This window comes from Streptomyces sp. NPDC048496 (genome assembly GCF_043200055.1).
Classification (GTDB): Bacteria; Actinomycetota; Actinomycetes; order Streptomycetales; family Streptomycetaceae; genus Streptomyces.
Map to the genome: position 1 here is coordinate 1 of NZ_JBICXB010000018.1, position 21,071 is coordinate 21,071.

Genomic DNA, 21,071 nt, shown 5'->3' on the forward strand with positions numbered 1-21,071 from the left:
AGATCGACTACTTCGTCTCGGACGACGGCCTCGACGAACAGGCGCGGTCAGTGCTGGCCGAGTCCGTGGGCGAGCTGATCCTCGCGGACACCGGCAGGTCCTGACCGCTCCTCCGCTCCGACGACCGCGGAGATCGGCCGCCGCCCTCGACCTCCGCCGACTGATGAGCCTCGGACTCACCCGGACCGGCACCACCTGGCACCTCACACCGGCCACCACATAGCGCTAAGGGCTGTCCGGCCCACGGCCGGACAGCCCCAACAAGACTTTCAGCAGCCTTCCAGTGCCGTGACCGGCAGTTTTTTCCCCATGAGGAGCGTCGTCCAGTGCGTGCGATCGCAAGGCGGTCGGAAGCCCTGGTAGCTGAGCTACCGGGGCTTTTGGCCAACGTGGCGAGCGGGCGTGCCGGGCGGCGCGACGGGGCAAAGCCTGCCGGGAGGGGCACTAGGTGGGGAGACCTATGCGGCGTTCCTTGTTGCGGCGCTGCTGGATGACGACGGCGATGACCAGCAGCGCGCCCTGGGCGACGTTCTGCCAGAAAGTGTTGATGCCCTGGACGGTGAGGCCGTTCTCGAGGGCGCCGAGCAGGACGACCGCGAGCAGGGTGCCGCCGATGCCGCCCTTGCCGCCCTTGAGGGCGCATCCGCCGAGTGCGGCGGCGGTGATGGCCTTGAGTTCCAGGCCCTCGCTGCCGGAGACGGGCTGTCCCGATCCGGTGCGTGCGGTGAGCAGGATGCCTCGCAGGCAGGAAGCGGTTTCCGTTACAGCGGTGACGACGGGGCGGCGCAGGGGCCCGGGGAGGCCGGTACGGCGGGTACTGGTCCGCCGCACCGGCGGATGGGGAGTGTCAGGTCAGCTGCACGTGACCCCGGAGGCCTTCCAGTTGGAGGCGTCGACCATCTTGGTGGGCGCGAAGGCCTCCTTCGGGAACTCCTTGCCGTTCTTGAGCTTGTCGTACATGGTCTGGACGGCCAGGGCGCCGACGTCACTGCCGTTGATGAACAGGGCCGCCTTCATGCCGGACGGCTTGCCCGAGCTCCAGTTCTTGCAGGCCAGGTAGGCGCCGAGGCCGATGCCGATGACGTCGTTCGCCTTGAAGCCGGCGTTCTCCAGCGCGGTGACGCCGCCCTGGACGTTCTCGTCGTTGCAGCCCCACATGATCCAGTGCTTGACGTCGGGGTTGGCAGTGACGGTGGCCGCGATCTTGTCCTGGGCGCCGGTCGCGGTGTTGTCCGTCGCAACGTCGATGTTCTTCACGTCCGCACCCGCACCGCCCCCGAACGCCTTCTTGGCGGCGTTCACCCGGTCGGAGCAGACGGTGACATCCTGCTTCCAGGCGGAGATGGTCCGGGTCTCGGCAGGCTTCCAGCCGGCCTTCTTGAACTCTTCGGCGGCGCGCTTGCCGACCTCGCCGCCCATCTGGGCGCCGCTGAACCCGATCCGCGGCACCAGCGCCTCGGGACCGCAGGCGGACGGGTCCGGGCCGGTGGTGCAGATCTGGTCGTCGGAGGTGAGCAGCGCGACCTTGCCGTCCTTGGCGGTCTGGACGAGCTGCGGCCCGACTGCGGGATCCGGGACGACGACGATCAGACCGTTGCTCTTCTGGGCGATCGCGGACTGGACCTCACTGATCGTCTTGTTGGCGTCGTTGCCCAGGTTGACCACCTTCAGGTCGATGCCCAACTCCTTGGCCTTGGCCTAGGCCCCCGCGGCCTCACCGACGAAGTACTCCTGGTCGCCCTGCTTCTGCAGATACGTCAGAGAGATCTTGCCGTCGACCTTCGCAACGCCGTCGTCGCCCGGCTTCGCGGCCTCCTGGCCACTGGAACACGCCCCAAGTGCCAGCGTCGCGACCATGCCCAGAGCGACGGCTGCGACACCTCGACGGCTGCAATGAATGGACATGGTATTTCTCCTTGGAAGGATGGCTGGGGAACACGCGGCGGTGTACGGACGACATCAGGTCACCGAATCACCCAGAATCAAAAAAGGGCTCGTGTCATCCCTGCACGGGCCTTCAGAACCTGGGAGATGGAGTGGGGCTTCCTCTGTCGACGGGGTCCCTTTTCCGTCGACGAGAATCAACTGCGGACATGATTAAACACGACAGCTCAAGAGTCAACGCCCTTGGTGTGGGCAACGTGTTGCCGCGTGGGCCGAGGTGCCGTGCTTTCGCGCACCTCCATGCCACGCGCCGGACCGCACAGCGGTCAGAGGCGGCCGAAGATGTTCGGCCCCTGCGAGCCGTCGGATCCTGCCCGCGGATGTCGGCGGGGACCTGTCGGCCCGCCTTGCGAAGGGCCCGACGCACCAAGCGCCATCCCGCCGTTGACGTCGGTGGCCAACAACGGCCTGGTGTCCGGCGCGGTGAACGGCCGGCAGGACAACCTCCGCAGTGACCAGTGCGGCAAGTTCGCCGCCTGTCTGTCCGGCGCCCCGCAGCGCGTGGAGACCTCCACCGGCGTCCGGTTCGACTCCACTTCCGGTCAACGGGCCCGACACCGACTACTGGCACGCCGGCGGACGCCGGCGCGGTGGTGGTCTTGTGCTGTCAGTCGACGGCCCGGCGCTTGGCTTTCGCGCGCAGGTCGGCGATCCGGTCGTAGGTGCGGTGCGGGCGGCGCGACATCCTCTCGCCCGGATTGCGGCGCTTCTTGCGCCGGGTGGCCCGCTGCTCCAGACGCAGAAGCCTGGCCCGCTCGGATTCCGTCAGCCACTCGCACGGCCGTCGGCGAGCTTGGTGGCGGTCTTCTTCACGGCTTCCGCTCTGTCTGTTGCGTGCGCCCCCGCTCTCTTACTGCTCAGAAACTCGGCAAAAGTAAACACTAAGCAATATTTTTGAACATGGGGGTTGCCCACCATGTTCCCTCCAGCCCGTCGTCACCATCGCCGCGGCGGCCGGCCCGTCGAGCATCCGCCAGGCCGATGGCCGCGCCAGTACCCCGCTGAGCAGCCGTGCGCCGAAACCCAGGGAAGCGAACCAGCAGACGCCTGCACGGGGCGCGCCGGGAGGGGCGCTAGCCGCCGGTCCCCGTGGCTGCCTCGGCGGACAGCCGCGCGAGCAGCGACGGCAGCGCGGTCCCGATGGGCTCCCGGATCGTCTCCTGTGCCAGTTCGTCGTACGGCGTCGGCTCGGCATTCACCACGATCAGCCGCGCCCCGTGCTCCACCGCGATCCCCGCCAGCGATGCGGCGGGCTGTACCTGCAACGACGTACCGACCGGCGGTTGCCCGGGCCCCCGCCGGTCCGGCAGGAGCCGTAGGGGGATGGTGGACGAGTCCTTCCGCATACCTGTGAACGACACCCTCAAGGGCCAGTACTGGGCGGTCAACCAGCATGTGATCAGGGCCTGAGCGAACCCGATCACGCCAAGCCGGTGGTCACCGCCTCCGCTCAACAGGTGTGAACGGGCCGGTCTCGGGATGCCCGAACGCTTCAATGACGATCTTCGATCCGGTCGTTGAACCGTCCAGGCAGAGCGAGCTGCCCATGGAGCGCAGGTCGAGGAAGAACCGCGTGGCCGCGCCGGACTGCTTGAGGTTGTGGATGCGCTCGTTGATGTAGCCGAGATCGTTCAGGACCTTCCTGACCTGGGCGGGGGTGGGGTCCGCCAGGCCGCTGAGTGCCCTGGTGATCCGCTCGATATGGAGGTGGCCCTCGCACTTCTCGGCAGCGTCGAGCTCCGCTCCCTTCGGCGTTGCGGGGGCGTCGGGCGCCGGGCGGGCGCTGGCCGGCGGGGTCTTGTCGATCGGCAGCATCTCCACCGGGGCGGTGGGGGGCTTCTCCCCCGGAGCGATCGGCTCACCGGACGGGGCGTCAGGGAAGCACGGCTGCCCAACCGTGTTCAGCATGTCCATGAAAGCCACCTGCTGATCGGGGCTGGGCGGAACGGCGACGGGCTGGGCTCCGATGCTGTCGGCGGGCCTGCTCCGCGAGCCGCCGGCACCCGTCTGCTCGGTGCCGCAGGCGGCGAGCGCCAGAGCAGTGAGGGCTGTTACCGCGAGGATGAGCCGCGGGCGGCGCGGGGAGCGGGCAACCGTGCCGGTCGGGGCAGAGATTCGTGTCATGTGCGCAGTCTCCGGTCAAGCCGCCCGCTTCACATGAGTACGTGTACTCAGACGAATCCCCCTGCACAACCGGGAGTTGATGAAGCATCGCTGATGGGGCCAAGCGGATTCTCCCACTCCTGTTCTGAGCCCTTGTGAACGCGTTCGCTCACGTTCCGGACGACTCGCTGGGAGCGTGTGCAGTGGCTGTAGGTGGTCAGTGAGTGGCTGACCGTCTGACCGGTCCGGAAGGTGCGCCGGATCGCGGCGGCGGCACGAAGGCGAACGCGTGCGCCCGACAGCCGTCGACCGGATAGCGAACCGACGCGCTGTCACAACCGCGCGGTGCAAGGCGGATAGGTGATGAGAGTCCCGACCGCCCGAGTCAGGAGGCGACGGGCCTGCCGTCCTCCAGCTCCACGGCGCCCGCTCCGGAATCGAGCACCTCCAGCGCCGCCCGGACCCGGTGTCCGAGGGAACCGGGCAGATACCGGTCGAGTGCGCGGCGTTCCACCATCTTCCAGGAGAGGAGCTCCTCCTCCTGCAGCCGGATCGCCGTCAACTGAGCCTCGTCCAGGACCCCGCCGTCGTACAGGTAGGCGGCGATCGGAGGCCGCTCGGGGCTGCGTGCCCAGTCGATCGCCAGCAGCCGTCCCGGCTCCAGATCGAGGCCGATCTCCTCGACCGTTTCGCGGTGTGCGGCCTGCCGCGGGGTCTCGCCCTCGTCGGACTCGATCGTTCCACCGGGCAGGGCCCAGCCGTCCCGGTAGTTCGGCTCGACGAGCAGCACTCGTCCTTCCCCGTCCCGGAAGACGGTTGCCGCGGCGGCCAGCACCTTGGGCAGTCCTGCGATGTACGTGGCGTAGTCAGTGGTGGTCACGTGCGCAGCGTAATGGGGGCCGGCGCGTCCGCAGTTCCGCAGATCCAGGGCCCGGACACCCATGGGCAGAGGGCCGGTGCTCCGGATAGGGTCGGGGCGGCGCGACTGCCTGTTCGAAAGCAAGGGATGCAAGGTGACGGACGGAGCAGTGTTGGAGACCGCCCGCGTGCTCGTCGCGGCGGACAAGTTCAAGGGCTCGCTCACGGCGGTGCAGGTCGCGGAGCGGGTGACGGCCGGGCTGCGGCGCGTTGTCCCCCAGGTGCAGGTCGAGACCCTGCCCGTGGCGGACGGCGGCGACGGCACGGTGGCGGCGGCGGTGGCCGCCGGATTCGAGCGGCGCGAGGCGCGGGTGACCGGGCCGCGAGGGGAGACCGTGACCGCGGCGTACGCCCTGCGGGGCACCACCGCGGTGGTGGAGATGGCCGAGGCATCCGGCCTTCAGCATCTTCCGGCGGGGGTGTTCGCCCCCCTGACGGCCACGACGTACGGCTCCGGCGAGCTGCTGGCCGCGGCGCTGGACGCGGGTGCCCGGACCATTGTGTTCGGGGTCGGCGGCAGTGCCACCACGGACGGCGGCGCGGGCATGCTCGCCGCACTCGGCGCCCGCTTCCTCGACGCGGACGGCAAGCCCGTCGGCCCCGGGGGCGGTGGCCTCGCGGAGCTGGCCGAGGCGGATCTGACCGGCCTCGACCCGCGGCTGGCCGACGTGGACCTGATCCTCGCCAGCGACGTGGACAACCCGCTGACCGGCCCGAAGGGTGCCCCGGAGGTCTACGGGCGGCAGAAGGGCGCGACCGAGGACGACATCGCGACCCTCGACGCGGCACTCACCCACTACGCGTCCGTCCTCGGCCCGGACCACGCGAAACTGCCCGGGGCGGGTGCGGCGGGCGGCATCGGTTACGGGGCGCTCGTCGCTCTCGGCGCCCGGTTCCGCCCCGGCATAGAGGTCATGCTCGACGTCCTCGGCTTCGCCCCGGCGCTGGCCCGCGCCACGCTGGTGATCACGGGGGAGGGCTCCCTCGACGAGCAGACCCTGCACGGCAAGGCTCCGGCGGGCGTCGCGGCGGCGGCTCGCACGGCGGGCCTGGAGGTGGTGGCGGTCTGCGGCCGCCTCGCGCTGCCCCCGGAGGCCCTGGGACGTGCGGGCATCCGGCGCGCGTACGCCCTCACGGACCTGGAGCCGGACCCCGCCGTGTGCATGGCGCAGGCGGGACCATTGCTGGAGCGGGTGGCGGAGGGGATCGCGCGCGACTTCCTGTCGTGAGCAAAGCCCCTGTCGAACTGAGCTGAGTCGAGCTGATCGGGCGGGGTGAGGCCGCGGGCGGGACGGGGCGCCCGCGGCCGGCCCGTTCCGGATCTGTCCCCTGCCCCACCGCTCGCCCCACCCGTCCGGCGGCCCACGCCTTGCGCGACCTTCCCACCCGGGGCACCGAGGTGCGCCGCGGGCGGGCCGGGGCGCATCCTGGCTGTGTGACCTCGTACGGCCTGCCCCCGTACCCTCCGCCCGAGACCATGGTGGTGCCGGGGAGGGCGAGCGGCGGCGGGGTGCCGGACGAATTGTCCCTGGTGCTCGCGCAGGCCGCAGTGAGCGCGATCGAATCCGTCGATGGGTATGCCGGCGGCATATTTCTCTGCTCCCGTGACCCCGAGCTGCTGCGCCTCTCCGTGCTTGCCGGGCTGCCGACCCAGCTGTTCCGCCCCTGGTGGCGCATGCATGTGAACCGGCCCTTCCCCATTGCCGAGGCGTACCGCTCGGGGAAGTCCGTCCACCTCGCCGACGTCGAGGAGGGCATGCGCCGGTTCCCGCAGCTGATGACGGGCATGCCGTTCCCGTTCGGTTCGCTGTACGTGCCCGTCTTCGGCGGCCAGGAGAAGTTCGGCGTCCTCGTGGTGCTGCGCCCGGCCACCCCCGGCAAACCCGTCTCGCAGGCCGACCGGTGCGCACTCCGCGACATCGCCCATCGGCTCGGCGCCGAGCTCGCCGGACTGGCGGCCGGAGGCACCAAGGTCGTATGGGACGGTGAGCCGGTCCCCGTGCAGCTGCCCTCCGTCACCGTGCCACCGGTACGGATCGGGCACTTCGACTGGGACATCGAAACCGGTGCCGTCGACGCCGACGCGGAGCTGTGCGGGATCCTCGGCACCGAGCCCGCGCGGTTCCCGGGCACCATCGACGCCCTGATGGCACTGCTGGCACCGGAGGACGTGTACGGACTGTGGACCCTCGCCCGCCGGGCGGCGAGCGCGGACGGACTGCTCGTACGCAGGATGCGGTTGCGCGGCCCCGACGGCCGGACCAACCTCCTGGAACTCTCCAGCCGCTGGACCCAGCCACCGCACAGCAGTGCGGCCGGGACGCTGACCGGATTCCTGATGGACCTCGGGGCCGGACCGGTCATCGCCGAGGCCGCCGACCGGCTCCCGCGCGGCATGTTCTCGCTCGACCGGCTCGGACGGATCACCTACGTCAACCAACTGGCGGAGGAGCTGCTCGGCCGACAACGGGCCGAGCTGGTCGGAAGCCTCCTGTGGGAGGCCCTGCCATGGTTCGGGCATCCCGCCTACAAGGACCACCACCGGGCCGCACTGCTGTCCCACGAACCCGTGCACTTCCTCGCGCGCCGCACCGAGCGGGACTGGCTGGCGGTATCCCTGTACCCGGGCCACGACGGCGTGACCGCCACACTCTCCGCCACGGAAGAGCCCTCCTTCCCGCCGGACGACTCCGTCGCATGGGGCGAGGGCCTGGGTTCCCCGGTGGAGGGCGCGGCCGGGGTGTACCGTCCCGTCGCCCTCGCGATCGCGCTGACGGAGGCCGTCACCGCCCGCCAGGTGTCCGCGGTGGTCACCCAGGAACTGCTCCCCGCATTCGGCGGCAGGCAGCTGGCGATCTACCTGCTGCATGAACGCCACCTCTCCCTGGCCTGGGAGACCGGCTTCTCGCACGGCTTCCTGAACCGCTTCGACGGCGTCGGGCTCGACGCCCATCTGCCCGGCGTCGAGACGCTCACCTCCGGCCGCCCCATCTTCTTCGAATCCATGCAGCGCCTGGCCTCCGCCTACCCCAACATGCCCCTGGACGTGAGCGTCGGCGCGCGAGCCTTCCTACCGCTCATCGCCTCCGGGCGGCCCGTCGGCTCCTGCATCCTCGGCTTCGAGCAGCCACGCGGCTTCAGCCCCAAGGAACGCACGGTTCTCACCGCGCTCGCCGGACTCATCGCCCACGCCCTCGAACGAGCCCAGCGGTACGACACCGAGTCCGCCGTGGCCCGCGGCCTGCAGAACGCCCTGCTGCCGCACCGGCTGCCCGTACTCGACCAGGTCGACACCGCGGGGCGGTACCTCCCCGGTACCCAGGGCATGGACATCGGCGGCGACTGGTACGACGTCATCGAGACCGACCGGGGGCTGGCCCTGGTCATCGGCGACGTCCAGGGGCACGGTGTCGCCGCCGCGGCGACGATGGGCCAGCTGCGCAGCGCCGTACGCGCCTTCGCGCTCAGCGGGCACGACCCGCAGGAAGTGATGAGCGGCACCAACCGGCTGCTCATCGACCTCGACCCGGGACAGATCGCCAGCTGCTGCTACATCGTCCTCGACCCCGCCACCGGTCGGACGCGGCTCGTCCGGGCCGGGCACCCGCATCCCCTGCTCCGCCACCCCGATGGCACGACCGAGGTCCTGGAACTCCCCGGCGGGGTGGTGCTCGGCGTCACCCCCGAGGCCACCTACCCCGTCAGCAGCCTGCGGCTGCCCCCGGGCGCGATCCTTGCGCTCTACACCGACGGACTGGTCGAGCAGGCGGGGGCCGATATCGACGACGGAGTCGAGCGGCTGCGCGGCATCATCGAGGCAGCCGACGCACCGTCCCTCGCCGGCATGGCGGACCTGGTGATCAGGGAGGCGAGACGGGAGCCCGACCGCCCCGACGACATCGCCGTCCTGCTCGCCGCCCGCTGGGTCGGCGCGCGAGGCGCGTAGCGGGTGCCCGACCGGACATGCGAGAGGGCCCGGACATGCGAGAGGGCCCGGGTGCTGGGGGAGCACCCGGGCCCTCGTCGTACGTTCTGTGCGGCTCTGGCGCGCAGCCCTAGGGCAGCTGAGCAGCCCGGGCCTCGCGCCGGTTGCCGCGGAAGGTGTTCACCCGCCGCGCCGTCGCGAAGAGCGGGATGACCGCTCCCAGGACCACCTGCAGCGCGCAGCCGGTCTGCAGGAGCAGCTGACCGCCGGGGGCGTCGAACGCCCATGCGGCGAGCAGACCCATCGCGGCCACGATCCAGCTGAGCATCGCCACCGCGAGGACGCCCCGCGGCTTCGGGTACTCGACCCGGCTGACCATCAGCCACGCCACTCCGATGATCGCGATGAGCGTCGGTACGAAGGGCAGCTCCAGGAGCACGATCGAGACGACCGTGAGCGCTCCGAAGGGGCTCGGCATGCCCTGGAACATGCCGTCCTTCATGGTCACGCAGGAGAATCTGGCCAGTCTCAGCACCACGGCCAGCAGGACCACGATCGCCGCGAGCGCCGACACCCGCTGGTACGCGTCGTCCGCGACCATGCCGTACACGAGCACGAAGTACGCCGGGGCCAGCCCGAAGCTGATCAGGTCCGAGAGGTTGTCCAGCTCCGCGCCCATCGGCGAGGAGCGGAGCTTGCGCGCCACCAGCCCGTCGAAGAGGTCGAAGACCGCGGCGAGGAGCATCAGGATCACGGCGGTGGCCGCGGAGTGCCGGGCCATGCCGCTCTCGTCGCTGCCCGTGAGGTGCGGGATGAGGATTCCCGTGGTGGTGAAGTACACCGCCATGAAACCGCACGTGGCGTTACCGAGAGTAAGAGTGTCCGCTATGGACAGCCGCAGCGAGAGCGGCATGTCCTCGACGTCGTCCTCGCACTCGCTCTCGGGCACCCAGCCGGCCTGCGTGTCGGGATCAATCACGGTCAATTCGAGTCACCCCCGCGGTGGTTGCCTGGCCGACCTCGACCGCGACCTCGACACCCTCCGGAAGGTAGATGTCGACCCGGGAGCCGAAGCGGATCAGACCGATGCGCTCGCCCTGCTCGACCTTCGTGCCCTGCGGGAGGTACGGGACGATGCGACGGGCGACCGCACCCGCGATCTGCACCATCTCGATGTCGCCGAGTTCCGTGTCGAAGTGCCAGACAACGCGCTCGTTGTTCTCGCTCTCCTTGTTGAACGCCGGAACGAACCCGCCGGGGATGTGCTCGACCGACGTCACCGTGCCGGCCAGCGGCGCACGGTTGACATGGACGTTCAGCGGGCTCATGAAGATCGCGACGCGGGTGCGTCCGTCCTTCCACGGCATGATGCTCTGCACCACACCGTCGGCCGGAGAGATGACCCGGCCCTGGGTGATCTCGCGCTCGGGGTCGCGGAAGAACCACAGCATGCCCGCCGCGAGGGCGGTGGTGGGCACGGCCACCGCGGCCCAGCGTCCGGACCTGCGGGCCCGGGCGAGGCTGAGGGCCGCGGTGGCGACGGTCGGGAGGAGCCACGGCGAAGCTCCGCGCGCAAGGCGGACTCCGCCGCGTGGTGCAGAGGTTTGGCTGTCGGGCATGGATGACCTTCGTAGCGGATGAGGCCGCGCTGGCAACGGGGGACGGCGGCTTTTCCGGCGATGTTATCGGTTGCGGGCCGCAACTGGGCAAGCCAGCAGCCGAGTCGGACGGCTTGAAGTCACCGGCAAAGGATGACAGGGTGTGATCTTCTTCGCTGCCAAATCGCCTCGAAGGGGACAATCAGCCCTGGAATCGGTACTCCTCGAGGAGTCGGCGCCCAATGATCATTTTCTGGATCTCGGCGGTACCTTCACCGATCAACAGCATCGGGGCCTCCCGGTAGAGGCGCTCGATCTCGTACTCCTTGGAGAAGCCGTAGCCGCCGTGGATGCGGAAGGCGTCCTCGACGACTTCCTTGCAGTACTCCGAGGCGAGGTACTTCGCCATCCCTGCCTCCAGGTCGTTTCGTTCCCCGGAGTCCTTTTTGCGTGCTGCATTGACCATCATCGCATGGGCGGCTTCGACCTTGGTGGCCATTTCGGCCAGCTTGAACTGGATGGCCTGGTGCTGGGCGATCGGCTTTCCGAAGGTGTGGCGTTGCTGAGCGTAGGAAACACCCAGCTCGAATGCACGCTGCGCGACTCCGCAACCACGCGCGGCCACATTTACCCGGCCGACTTCGACGCCGTCCATCATTTGGTAGAATCCGCGGCCGGTGGTGCCGCCGAGTACACGATTGGCCGGAATGCGCAGTCCGTCCATGATGAGTTCGGTCGTGTCGACGCCCTTGTAACCCATCTTGTCGATCTTTCCGGGGATGGTGAGCCCCGGCCGGACCTCGCCGAAGCCCGGTTCCTTCTCCACCAGGAAGGTCGTCATCGACTTGTGCGGGGCCGTGCCCTCCGGGTGGCCTTCGTCACTCCGGCACAGTACGGCGACGAGTGAGGACGTGCCGCCGTTCGTCAGCCACATCTTCTGGCCGTTCAGGACGTACTCTCCCCCACTCTCGGCTCCGCTCGAGCGGGAGGCGCCCCCTCCGTCCCAGACGCCCTTGGAGGTGATCGCGGAGACGTCGGAGCCCAGGGCGGGCTCGGACATCGAGAACGCGCCCCGTACCTCGCCCAGAGCCATTCGGGGCAGGAACGTGTCCTTCTGCTCCTGGGTGCCGTGCTGCTTGAGCATGTACGCCACGATGAAGTGCGTGTTGATGATTCCCGACACGCTCATCCAGCCGCGGGCGATTTCCTCCACGCAGAGCGCGTATGTGAGAAGCGACTCACCCAGACCCCCGTATTCCTCGGGAATCATCAGCCCGAACAGGCCGAGTTCCTTGAGCCCCTCGACGATCTCCGTCGGGTACTCGTCGCGGTGCTCCAGCTGGGTCGCGACAGGAAGGATCTCCTTGTCGACGAAATCCCGGACCGTGGAGAGGATTTCCTGCTGGATGTCGTTCAGGCCGGCGGTCTGGGCGAGTCGCGTCATGGCTACTTCTCCACGTTCTTCTGCGAAGGCTGGTTCAGCTCCGGGCGGCCGGGCTGCTCGCCGCCCCGCTCCTTGATGTACGTCTCGGTGGGGACCATCACCTTGCGGCGGAACACACAGACCAGCGTCCCGTCCTGCTTGTACCCCTTGGTCTCCACGTAGACGATTCCGCGGTCACTCTTGGACTTTGAGGGAGTCTTGTCGAGAACGGTCGTCTCGCCGTAGATCGTGTCGCCGTGGAAGGTCGGTGCGACATGCTTCAGTGACTCGACCTCCAGGTTGGCGATCGCCTTTCCGGAGACGTCCGGCACGGACATGCCGAGCAGCAGCGAGTAAATGTAGTTGCCGACTACAACGTTCTTGCCGAAATCGGTCGTCTTCTCCGCGTAGTTGCTGTCCATGTGCAGCGGGTGATGATTCATGGTCAGCAGGCAGAAAAGATGGTCGTCGTACTCGGTGACCGTCTTTCCCGGCCAGTGCTTGTAGACCGCACCGACCTCGAACTCCTCATAGGTACGTCCGAACTGCATGATCAGCCCTCCGGAGCCTCGAACTTGGAGGTGCGCTGCATACCGGCCGCGCGGCCCTTGCCCGCGATGACGAGCGCCATCTTCCGGCTGGCCTCGTCGATCATCTCGTCGCCGAGCATCGCCGAACCCTTCTTGCCGCCCTCTTCCGAGGTGCACCACTCGTATGCGTCGAGGATCAGCTCGGCGTGGTCGTAGTCCTCCTGCGAGGGCGAGAACACCTCGTTGGCCGCGTCGACCTGACCGGGGTGCAGCACCCACTTGCCGTCGAAGCCCAGCGCCGCCGCACGGCCCGCGACCTCGCGGTACGCGTCCACGTCACGGATCTGCAGGAAGGGGCCGTCGATCGCCTGGAGGTCGTGCGTACGGGCCGCCATCAGAATGCGCATCAGGATGTAGTGATACGCGTCCGCGCCGTAGCCGGGCGGCTGCTGACCGACGACCAGGGTCTTCATGTTGATCGACGCCATGAAGTCGGCCGGGCCGAAGATCAGCGTCTCCAGGCGCGGCGAGGCGGCGGCGATGTCGTCGATGTTCACCAGACCCTTGGCGTTCTCGATCTGCGCCTCGATGCCGATCCTCCCGACCTCGAAGCCCATCGTCTTCTCGATCTGGGTCAGCAGCAGGTCGAGCGCGACGACCTGCTGGGCGTCCTGCACCTTCGGGAGCATGATGCAGTCGAGGTTCTGGCCCGCGCCCTCGACGACCGTGATCACATCGCGGTACGTCCAGTGCGTCGTCCAGTCGTTGACGCGGACGACCCGGGTCTTGCCCGTCCAGTCGCCATTGTTCAGCGCGTCGACGATGTGGTGCCGGGCGCCCTCCTTGGCGAGCGGAGCGCAGGCGTCCTCGAGGTCCAGGAAGACCTGGTCGGCGGGGAGGCCCTGGGCCTTCTCCAGGAACCGCGGGTTCGAGCCGGGCACGGCCAGACACGAGCGGCGGGGACGCAGGCGGTTCGGGAGGTGCGCGGCGGAGCCGCTCCCCGGAAGGGTGGTGGCGGGGAACGGGTGGGCGGGCTGGGTCATGCGGGGACCTCCAGAGGGTCGAGCTTGTTCGCTTTCCGGATCTCGTCGACGATACGGCCGATGATCTCCGTGATACCGAAGTCCTTCGGGGTGAAAACGGCGGCGACACCCGCCTCGATCAACACGGCGGCGTCGGCGGGCGGAATGATCCCGCCCGCGATCACCGGGATGTCGTTCGAGCCGGCCTCGCGCAGCCGGTTCAGCACGTCCGGCACCAGCGCGGCGTGCGAGCCGGACAGGATCGACAGCCCGACGCAGTGCACGTCCTCGGCGAGCGCCGCCGAGACGATCTGTTCGGGGGTCAGCCTGATCCCCTGGTAGACGACCTCGAACCCGGCGTCACGAGCCCGTACGGCGATCTGCTCGGCGCCGTTGGAGTGCCCGTCCAGGCCCGGCTTGCCGACCAGCAGCCGCAGCCGTCCGGCGCCGAGGTCCTCGGCGGTGCGGGCGACCTTCTCCCGTACGAGAGCGAGCGGCGTGCCGGCCTCCGCGGTGACGGCGACCGGGGCGGACGAGACACCCGTCGGGGCCCGGAACTCGCCGAACACGTCGCGCAGCGCCCACGACCACTCGCCGGTGGTGACACCCGCGCGGGCGCACTCCACGGTCGCTTCCATCATGTTCTCGGTGCCGGCCGCAGCCTTCTTCAGCGCCGCGAGGGCCTCGGAGGCGCGTGCCTCGTCCCGGTTGTCGCGCCACTCGTGGAGCGCCGCGACCACCCTCGCCTCATTGGCGGGGTCGACCGTCATGATCGCGCTGTCGAGGTCCGCCGTGAGCGGGTTCGGTTCGGTCGTCTCGTAGATGTTGACGCCGACGATCTTCTCCTCGCCGCCCTCGATCCGGGCCCGCCGCCGCGCGTGCGAGGAGACCAGCTCCGACTTCAGATAGCCGGACTCGACGGCCGCCATCGCGCCGCCCATCTGCTGGATCCGGTCGATCTCCGCGAGGGACTCGGTGACCAGGGAGTCGACCTTGGCCTCGATCACATGCGATCCGGCGAAGATGTCCTCGTACTCCAGCAGATCGCTCTCGTGCGCGAGGACCTGCTGGATGCGGAGCGACCACTGCTGGTCCCAGGGCCGGGGGAGCCCCAGCGCCTCGTTCCAGGCGGGCAACTGCACGGCTCGGGCGCGGGCGTCCTTGGAGAGGGTCACGGCCAGCATCTCCAGGACGATGCGCTGGACGTTGTTCTCCGGCTGCGCCTCGGTCAGTCCGAGCGAGTTGACCTGGACGCCGTAGCGGAATCGGCGCTGCTTGGCGTCGGTGATGCCGTACCGCTCGCGGGTGACCTGGTCCCAGATGCGGCCGAAGGCGCGCATCTTGCACATCTCCTCGATGAAACGGACGCCGGCGTTCACGAAGAAGGAGATGCGGGCGACCACATTGCCGAACTTCTCCTCCGGCACCTGGCCCGAGTCGCGTACGGCGTCCAGGACCGCAACGGCGGTCGACATGGCGTACGCGATCTCCTGGACCGGAGTGGCACCCGCTTCCTGCAGGTGGTAGCTGCAGATGTTGATCGGGTTCCACTTCGGGATGTGGTTGACCGTGTACGTGATCATGTCGGTGGTCAGCCGCAGCGAGGGACCGGGCGGGAAGACGTGCGTCCCGCGCGAGAGGTACTCCTTGACGATGTCGTTCTGCGTGGTGCCCTGGAGCTTCGTGGCGTCGGCGCCCTGCTCCTCGGCGACCACCTGATAGAGCGCCAGCAGCCACATCGCGGTGGCGTTGATCGTCATCGAGGTGTTCATCTGTTCCAGCGGTATGTCCTGGAACAGCCGCCGCATGTCACCGAGGTGCGAGACGGGCACGCCGACCCGGCCGACCTCGCCGCGGGCGAGAATGTGGTCGGGGTCGTAACCCGTCTGGGTCGGCAGGTCGAAGGCGACCGACAGACCCGTCTGGCCCTTGGCGAGGTTGCGCCGGTAGAGCTCGTTGGACGCCTCGGCGGTCGAGTGACCGGCGTACGTCCGCATGAGCCACGGGCGGTCCTTCTGGCGGCCGGCCACGTCAGGCATCCCTGAAGCGGTTGATGGCGTCGATGTGCTGCTCGCGGAGCTCCTCGTTGCGCACGCCCAGACCCTCGCGCGGGGCCAGCGCCAGGACGCCGACCTTGCCCTGGTGCAGGTTGCGGTGCACGTCGTACGCGGCCTGGCCGGTCTCCTCCAGGGAGTAGACCTTCGACAGCGTCGGGTGGATCTTGCCCTTGGCGACCAGCCGGTTGGCCTCCCACGCCTCGCGGTAGTTGGCGAAGTGCGAGCCCACGATCTTCTTCAGCGACATCCACAGGTAGCGGTTGTCGTACTCGTGGTTGTAGCCCGAGGTCGAGGCGCAGGTGACGATCGTGCCGCCCTTGCGGGTCACGTACACCGAGGCGCCGAAGGTCTCGCGGCCCGGGTGCTCGAAGACGATGTCGACATCCTCGCCGCCGGTCAGCTCACGGATGCGCTTGCCGAACCGCTTCCACTCGCGCGGGTCCTGGTTGTGCTCGTCCTTCCAGAATGTGTAGCCCTCGGCATTGCGGTCGATGATCGCCTCCGCGCCCATCTTCCGGCAGATGTCCGCCTTCTGCTCGCTGGAGACGACACAGATCGGGTTGGCGCCACCGGCCAGCGCGAACTGCGTGGCGTATGAACCGAGTCCGCCGCTGGCGCCCCAGATCAGCACGTTGTCGCCCTGCTTCATGCCGGCACCGTTGCGCGAGACGAGCTGGCGGTACGCGGTGGAGTTGACCAGGCCCGGAGCCGCGGCCTCCTCCCAGCTGAGGTGCTGCGGCTTCGGCATCAGCTGGTTGGACTTGACGAGTGCGATCTCGGCGAGGCCGCCGAAGTTGGTCTCGAAGCCCCAGATCCGCTGCTCGGGGTCGAGCATCGTGTCGTTGTGGCCGTCCGAGGACTCCAGTTCGACCGAGAGGCAGTGCGCGACGACCTCGTCGCCGGGGTGCCAGGCGTTGACACCGGGGCCGGTGCGCAGGACGACGCCCGCCAGGTCGGAGCCGATGACGTGGTACGGCAGGTCGTGGCGCTTGGTGAGCTCGCTGAGCTTTCCGTAGCGCTCCAGGAACCCGAAGGTGGAGAGCGGCTCGAAGATCGAGGTCCAGACGGAGTTGTAGTTCACCGAGCTGGCCATGACGGCGACCAGCGCCTCACCGGGCCCGAGCTCCGGAACCGGCACCTCGTCGAGGTGCAGCGACTTGCGGGGGTCCTTGTCGCGGGTGGCGAGCCCGGCGAACATCTCCGTCTCGTCCTTGTGCACGGTCACCGCGCGGTACGACTCGGGGATGGACAGGGCCGCGAAATCTGCGGCGGTGCTGTCCTGCGATTGGATCGCGTCCAGGATTTCCTTCACGGTGTGCCTCCGGTGAAGCTGCGGCGAGGGACGCTTGAGAGTCCCTGCCAACGGGGGTGCGGTGCGGTGTGGAGGTGCTGCCGTCGGTTCGGCTGGTAAAGCTTCGGCTTGCTCTGGTGGAGCAGAAGGGTTTGCCTGTGACGCAGGCGCCCGGGCGCGCAGGCACATGGCTTGCGGGGACAGCCGGCGTACGTGAGGTCCTGTACGCCGGCCGCCCGGACAACTTCAACGTATGGCACTCCGTGACACCTGGCAAGGCACTCGGTGCCAACAATTTCTCTCAGCTGTCATCCGCTGGGCACGCATGAGCGGCAACGGGGCTGTTTCGCGTCGTTCTGTCCCTCTGGGGCCGGTCAGTCCTGGCGCCGGTACACATACGGCGTGGTGGTGGACAGAACCCGGAAACCGAGCCGCTGGAGGATCGGTCTGCTCAGGTCGGTCGCGTCGACCTGCAGATACCGAAAGCCACGCTCGGCGGCGATCCGGGCACGGTAGGCGACCAGCGCCCGGTAGATACCCCTCCCACGCCACGGCTCCACGGTCCCGCCGCCCCAGAGCCCCGCAAAGCCGGTGCCCGCGTACAGCTCCATCCGGGCCGAGCTCACCGGCTCGTCGCCCACCATGGCCAGCACCCCGACGAAGCTGTCCGGGGCCTCGGCCAGCCGCGCCAGCACCTGGTGCCGCAGCCGCGACCAGTCCGAGCCGAACGCCCGCTCGTGGGCCGCGGCCATCAGCTCCACACCGGCCGCATCCGTCACCGTGCGCAGCGTGACCCCCTCGGGGAGCTCCACGGACGTCGGGACATCCGCGACCGGCGCGACCAGGAGGGTCTCCGGCGGCTCCGCGACGAAGCCGGCGCCCACCAGCCGCTGCCCCAGGTCGGCCGGCCGATCGTGCGCGTACAGCTTCCACTCGAATTCGTCGTGGCCGAGCGCCGTGAAGTGCTCGATCTGCTCGGCGATGGCCGCATCCGCCCGTACGGCGTCCAGACCGGGGGCCGACCAGACGACACCGTTCCAGTCGTCGGCCGCCCCGACCTGCCGTACGACATCGGCGGTGCGCTCGACGCGGACGCCGGGCCCGTCGGGGCGGGCGTGCTCGCGCAACTCGCGGTCGAAGAGAGTCAGCAGGAGGTCGCGATCATGAGTCATCCGCCCACCCGAACACGGCGGCAGGGGCGCGGCAACCGGGTTTCTCCGCCCGGACGTGCGAATGCCTGACGGGCTCGACTGCGAGCCCGTCAGGCGACGGTGGAGCGCCCGGCCGACAGGCCGCCGCTCAGCGGTCCTTGAGCGCCTGCTGGATCGTGCGCATCACTTCGTCGAGCGGTGCGTCCGTCCGTGCCACCGCGACAAGCACCTCGCCCTCGGTGCTCACCGAAGCGGCGGGCGCCGGCGTCGATTCGGCCCCGGCGATGCGCCCGGCCCCGATGCCCGTCCCGAACGTGTCCCGGACGATCGCGAAGGCGTGGTCGAGCTGGGCCTCCACATCGCCCTGGCCACCCGCCCTCAGCCAGCGGCGCAGCACATGGTTGTGCGCGGTGACGACGGCCGACGCCGCGACCTCCGCCAGCAGCGGGTCGTCGTTGCCGACGTGGTGGTCGTGCTCGTCGAAGTGGCCCAGCAGATAGCGCGTGAACAGCCGCTCGTAGCGGGCCACCGAGGCGATCTCGGCCTCCCGTAGCGTGGGGACCTCACGGGTCAGCTTGTAGCGGGCCACCGAGACCGCGGGCTTGGCTGCGTACATCTTCATGACTTCTTTGATGCCGCGGCAGACGGTGTCGAGCGGGTGCTCGTGCGCGGGGGCGGCATTGAGGACGGCCTCGGCCCGGACGAGAGTGTCGTCGTGGTCGGGGAAGATCGCCTCTTCCTTGGAGCGGAAGTGCCGGAAAAAGGTCCGCCGGGCGACACCCGCGGCGCCCGCGATCTCGTCGACCGTCGTCGCCTCGTAGCCCTTCGTGGCGAAGAGCTCCATCGCCGCGGCGGCCAGTTCGCGGCGCATTTTGAGCCGCTGGGCGGCGGCGCGCGTTCCTGCGGCGCTTTCCGGGGCGTCGGGCGCGGCGGAGACACGGGGGGACCTGGCGGGCTGGGACATGGTGTGAACGTACTGCATCAGTGCAGGAGGGCGCGCCTGCGGGGGCGGGCACCCCGGCCGTACGTCCCACGTCGGAGGCTGCGCGGGCGGATCGAGCAGCCCGCCCCATCCGGCTCCCGGCCCGGGAGCCGCCGGTGCTCCGTGCAGGCGCTCACGCCCGGCCGGAGCACCGGTCCGCCGTGCAGGCGCCTGCCGGTCCTCAGCGCCGGGCATATTCGCGGAAGCCGCGCCCCGTCTTGCGGCCGAGGCAGCCGGCAGCCACCAGGTGCTCCAGCAGCGGCGCCGGGGCCAGGCCCGGGTCGCGGAACTCGCCGTGCAGCACCTTCTCGATGGCGAGCGAGACATCGAGCCCGACGACGTCCAGGAGCTCGAACGGGCCCATCGGGTAGCCGCCGCCCAGCTTCATCGCGGCGTCGATGTCGTCGAGGGTCGCGTAGTGCTGCTCGACCATCTTGATCGCGTTGTTGAGGTACGGGAACAGCAGCGCGTTCACGATGAATCCGGCCCGGTCCCCGCAGTCCACCGGGTGCTTGCGGATCTTCCCGCACACCTCACGGACGGTTGCGTGGACATCGTCCGAGGTCAGCACCGTACGGACCACCTCGACGAGCTTCATCGCGGGCGCCGGGTTGAAGAAGTGCATCCCGATGACGTCCTGCGGACGCGAGGTCGCCCGCGCGCACGCCACGACCGGCAGCGACGAGGTGGTCGTGGCGAGCACCGCGCCCGGCTTGCAGATCTTGTCCAGCGTGCCGAACAACTGCTGCTTGACCGCCAGGTCCTCGGCGACCGCCTCGACCGCGAGGTCGACATCGGCGAACGAGTCCAGCGAACCGGCGGCGGTGATCCGGCCCAGGGTCTCGTCCCGTGCCTCCGCCGTCAGCCGCCCCTTGGTGACCGAACGCTCCAGCGACTTGGCGATCCTTCCCTTCGCGGTGTCCGCCTTCTCCTGGCTGCGCGCGGCGAGCACCACGTCGTAACCGGCCTTCGCGAAGACCTCCGCTATACCCGAAGCCATCGTCCCGGAGCCCGCGACGCCCACCGACCGGACCGTGCGCCCGGCCTCCGCTCCGGCGCTCTCCAGCGGCGTCTGCGCGTCCGGTACCACCGTCTGGCTGCCCGGCGCCACGTACGTGTAGAAGCCGCGGCCCGCCTTGCGGCCGGTCAGGCCTGCCTCGCTGAGCTGCTTGAGGATCGGAGCGGGGGCGTGCAGCCGGTCGTGCGACGCGCAGTACATCGCCTCCAGGACGGTACGGGCGGTGTCGACGCCGATCAGGTCGAGCAGGGCGAGGGGGCCCATCGGCAGCCCACAGCCCAGCTTCATGGCCGCGTCGATGTCCTCACGGGAGGCGTAGTTCGCCTCGTACATCGCGGCGGCCTGGTTGAGGTAGCCGAAGAGGAGCCCGTCGGCGACGAAGCCCGGCCGGTCGCCCACCGCAACCGGTTCCTTGCCGAGCTCGCGGGCGAGCTCCGTGACCGCCTCGACAGCCGGCGGCGCGGTCAGCACCGAGGAGACCACCTCGACCAGCTTCATCGCGGGCGCCGGGTTGAAGAAGTGCAGGCCCAGCACACGCTCGGGGTGCTGCGACTCGGCCGCGAGCCGGGTCACCGACAGGGCGTTCGTGCCGGTCGCCAGGATCGCGGTGGGGGAGACGATCGCGTCGAGCTCGCGGAAGAGCTGCTGCTTGATCTCGTACGACTCGGGAACGACCTCGATGACGAGCTGCGCGTCCGCCACGGCCTGCAGGTCGGAGAAGGTACGGAACCGGGCGAGCGCGTCCAGGCGCTCCTCCTCGGTGATCCGCCCCTTCTTCACGGCGCGGGCGGTGGAGGCCTCCAGAGCGGCGACGGCCTGACGGGCGGCCGCCTCGCTGACGTCGACACCGATGACCTCGCGGCCGGCCCGGGTCAGGACCTCGGCGATGCCGATGCCCATGGTGCCGAGACCGACGACGGCGATGGTGGAGAGAGGGATGTCCATCATGGGACTCCAGAGAATGAGTGACGACTGAGTGGGCGCACGGCGCGCACGGATCAGCTGGGGCCACAAGGGGGCCAACCAGCGCATGGCGTGCGGGATTTGTGTGTCGAGGGGTTCCTGGCCGGGGGTGCGGGAGGCACGCCCGGACGGGAGAGGGGGCGACG

17 protein-coding genes and 2 pseudogenes are annotated in these 21,071 nt (G+C 69.4%); 2 read left to right on the forward strand and 17 right to left on the reverse strand.

The features are described from left to right. Positions 1-444: 444 nt before the first annotated feature. The 7 genes and pseudogenes from ACGFSA_RS18210 to ACGFSA_RS18240 all read right to left on the reverse strand — a co-directional run bounded on the left by ACGFSA_RS18210 (position 445) and on the right by ACGFSA_RS18240 (position 4,927). Complete coding sequence (locus ACGFSA_RS18210) at positions 445-831, reverse strand: hypothetical protein (RefSeq protein WP_393305327.1); 387 nt, start codon at positions 829-831, stop codon at positions 445-447. Between the two features lie 21 nt (positions 832-852). Then, on the reverse strand, positions 853-1,683 hold the full coding sequence (locus ACGFSA_RS18215; RefSeq protein WP_393305329.1) for a substrate-binding domain-containing protein: 831 nt from the start codon (positions 1,681-1,683) through the stop codon (positions 853-855). 15 nt (positions 1,684-1,698) lie between these two features. Beyond that, on the reverse strand, positions 1,699-1,905 hold the full coding sequence (locus ACGFSA_RS18220; RefSeq protein ID WP_393305331.1) for a hypothetical protein: 207 nt from the start codon (positions 1,903-1,905) through the stop codon (positions 1,699-1,701). An 889-nt stretch (positions 1,906-2,794) separates the two neighbouring features. Beyond that, positions 2,795-3,007, reverse strand: a pseudogene (locus ACGFSA_RS18225) (hypothetical protein); the annotation flags it as partial. A gap of 10 nt (positions 3,008-3,017) precedes the next feature. Further along, positions 3,018-3,221, reverse strand: a pseudogene (locus ACGFSA_RS18230) (hypothetical protein); the annotation flags it as partial. A gap of 160 nt (positions 3,222-3,381) precedes the next feature. Then, entirely contained in the window at positions 3,382-4,068 is a 687-nt protein-coding gene (locus tag ACGFSA_RS18235) for a hypothetical protein (protein WP_393305333.1), read from the reverse strand. Between the two features lie 364 nt (positions 4,069-4,432). Beyond that, positions 4,433-4,927 carry an NUDIX domain-containing protein gene (locus tag ACGFSA_RS18240; RefSeq protein WP_393305335.1) on the reverse strand — a complete coding sequence of 165 codons (495 nt, stop codon included), beginning with the start codon at positions 4,925-4,927 and terminating at the stop codon, positions 4,433-4,435. A gap of 151 nt (positions 4,928-5,078) precedes the next feature. Here ACGFSA_RS18240 and ACGFSA_RS18245 point away from each other — a divergent pair, with 151 nt between their 5' ends. Beyond that, positions 5,079-6,194: a glycerate kinase gene (locus ACGFSA_RS18245; RefSeq protein WP_393305478.1), complete on the forward strand. Its 1,116-nt coding sequence runs from the start codon at positions 5,079-5,081 to the stop codon at positions 6,192-6,194. A gap of 170 nt (positions 6,195-6,364) precedes the next feature. Further along, complete coding sequence (locus tag ACGFSA_RS18250; RefSeq protein WP_393305480.1) at positions 6,365-8,911, forward strand: SpoIIE family protein phosphatase; 2,547 nt, start codon at positions 6,365-6,367, stop codon at positions 8,909-8,911. 109 nt (positions 8,912-9,020) lie between these two features. On the opposite strand, the gene pssA is transcribed toward ACGFSA_RS18250, so the two are convergent. The 10 genes from pssA to ACGFSA_RS18300 all read right to left on the reverse strand — a co-directional run bounded on the left by pssA (position 9,021) and on the right by ACGFSA_RS18300 (position 20,907). After that, positions 9,021-9,875, reverse strand: a complete 855-nt coding sequence (gene pssA, locus ACGFSA_RS18255; RefSeq protein ID WP_393305337.1) for a CDP-diacylglycerol--serine O-phosphatidyltransferase — start codon at positions 9,873-9,875, stop codon at positions 9,021-9,023. Next, positions 9,862-10,509 carry a phosphatidylserine decarboxylase gene (locus tag ACGFSA_RS18260; RefSeq protein WP_393305339.1) on the reverse strand — a complete coding sequence of 216 codons (648 nt, stop codon included), beginning with the start codon at positions 10,507-10,509 and terminating at the stop codon, positions 9,862-9,864. Before ACGFSA_RS18260 ends, pssA begins: the two co-directional genes overlap by 14 nt. Positions 10,510-10,690: 181 nt before the next feature. Beyond that, positions 10,691-11,932 carry an acyl-CoA dehydrogenase family protein gene (locus ACGFSA_RS18265; protein ID WP_393305341.1) on the reverse strand — a complete coding sequence of 414 codons (1,242 nt, stop codon included), beginning with the start codon at positions 11,930-11,932 and terminating at the stop codon, positions 10,691-10,693. A gap of 2 nt (positions 11,933-11,934) precedes the next feature. Continuing rightward, complete coding sequence (locus ACGFSA_RS18270; RefSeq protein ID WP_030916550.1) at positions 11,935-12,462, reverse strand: MaoC family dehydratase; 528 nt, start codon at positions 12,460-12,462, stop codon at positions 11,935-11,937. A gap of 2 nt (positions 12,463-12,464) precedes the next feature. Beyond that, on the reverse strand, positions 12,465-13,484 hold the full coding sequence (locus ACGFSA_RS18275) for an HpcH/HpaI aldolase/citrate lyase family protein (RefSeq protein WP_393305344.1): 1,020 nt from the start codon (positions 13,482-13,484) through the stop codon (positions 12,465-12,467). Next, entirely contained in the window at positions 13,481-15,493 is a 2,013-nt protein-coding gene (locus ACGFSA_RS18280) for a protein meaA (RefSeq protein WP_393305346.1), read from the reverse strand. The genes ACGFSA_RS18275 and ACGFSA_RS18280 overlap by 4 nt, the downstream gene beginning before the upstream one ends. Before the next feature lies 1 nt (position 15,494). Then, positions 15,495-16,832, reverse strand: a complete 1,338-nt coding sequence (gene ccrA / locus ACGFSA_RS18285) for a crotonyl-CoA carboxylase/reductase (RefSeq protein WP_358858604.1) — start codon at positions 16,830-16,832, stop codon at positions 15,495-15,497. Between the two features lie 353 nt (positions 16,833-17,185). Next, positions 17,186-17,983, reverse strand: a complete 798-nt coding sequence (locus ACGFSA_RS18290) for a GNAT family N-acetyltransferase (RefSeq protein ID WP_393305349.1) — start codon at positions 17,981-17,983, stop codon at positions 17,186-17,188. Between the two features lie 127 nt (positions 17,984-18,110). Continuing rightward, positions 18,111-18,926 (reverse strand): TetR family transcriptional regulator, encoded by an 816-nt coding sequence (locus ACGFSA_RS18295; protein WP_393305351.1) that lies wholly within the window; start codon positions 18,924-18,926, stop codon positions 18,111-18,113. A 199-nt stretch (positions 18,927-19,125) separates the two neighbouring features. Next, a complete protein-coding gene (locus tag ACGFSA_RS18300) occupies positions 19,126-20,907 on the reverse strand; it encodes a 3-hydroxyacyl-CoA dehydrogenase family protein (RefSeq protein WP_393305482.1) in 1,782 nt (593 codons plus the stop codon). Positions 20,908-21,071: the final 164 nt, after the last annotated feature.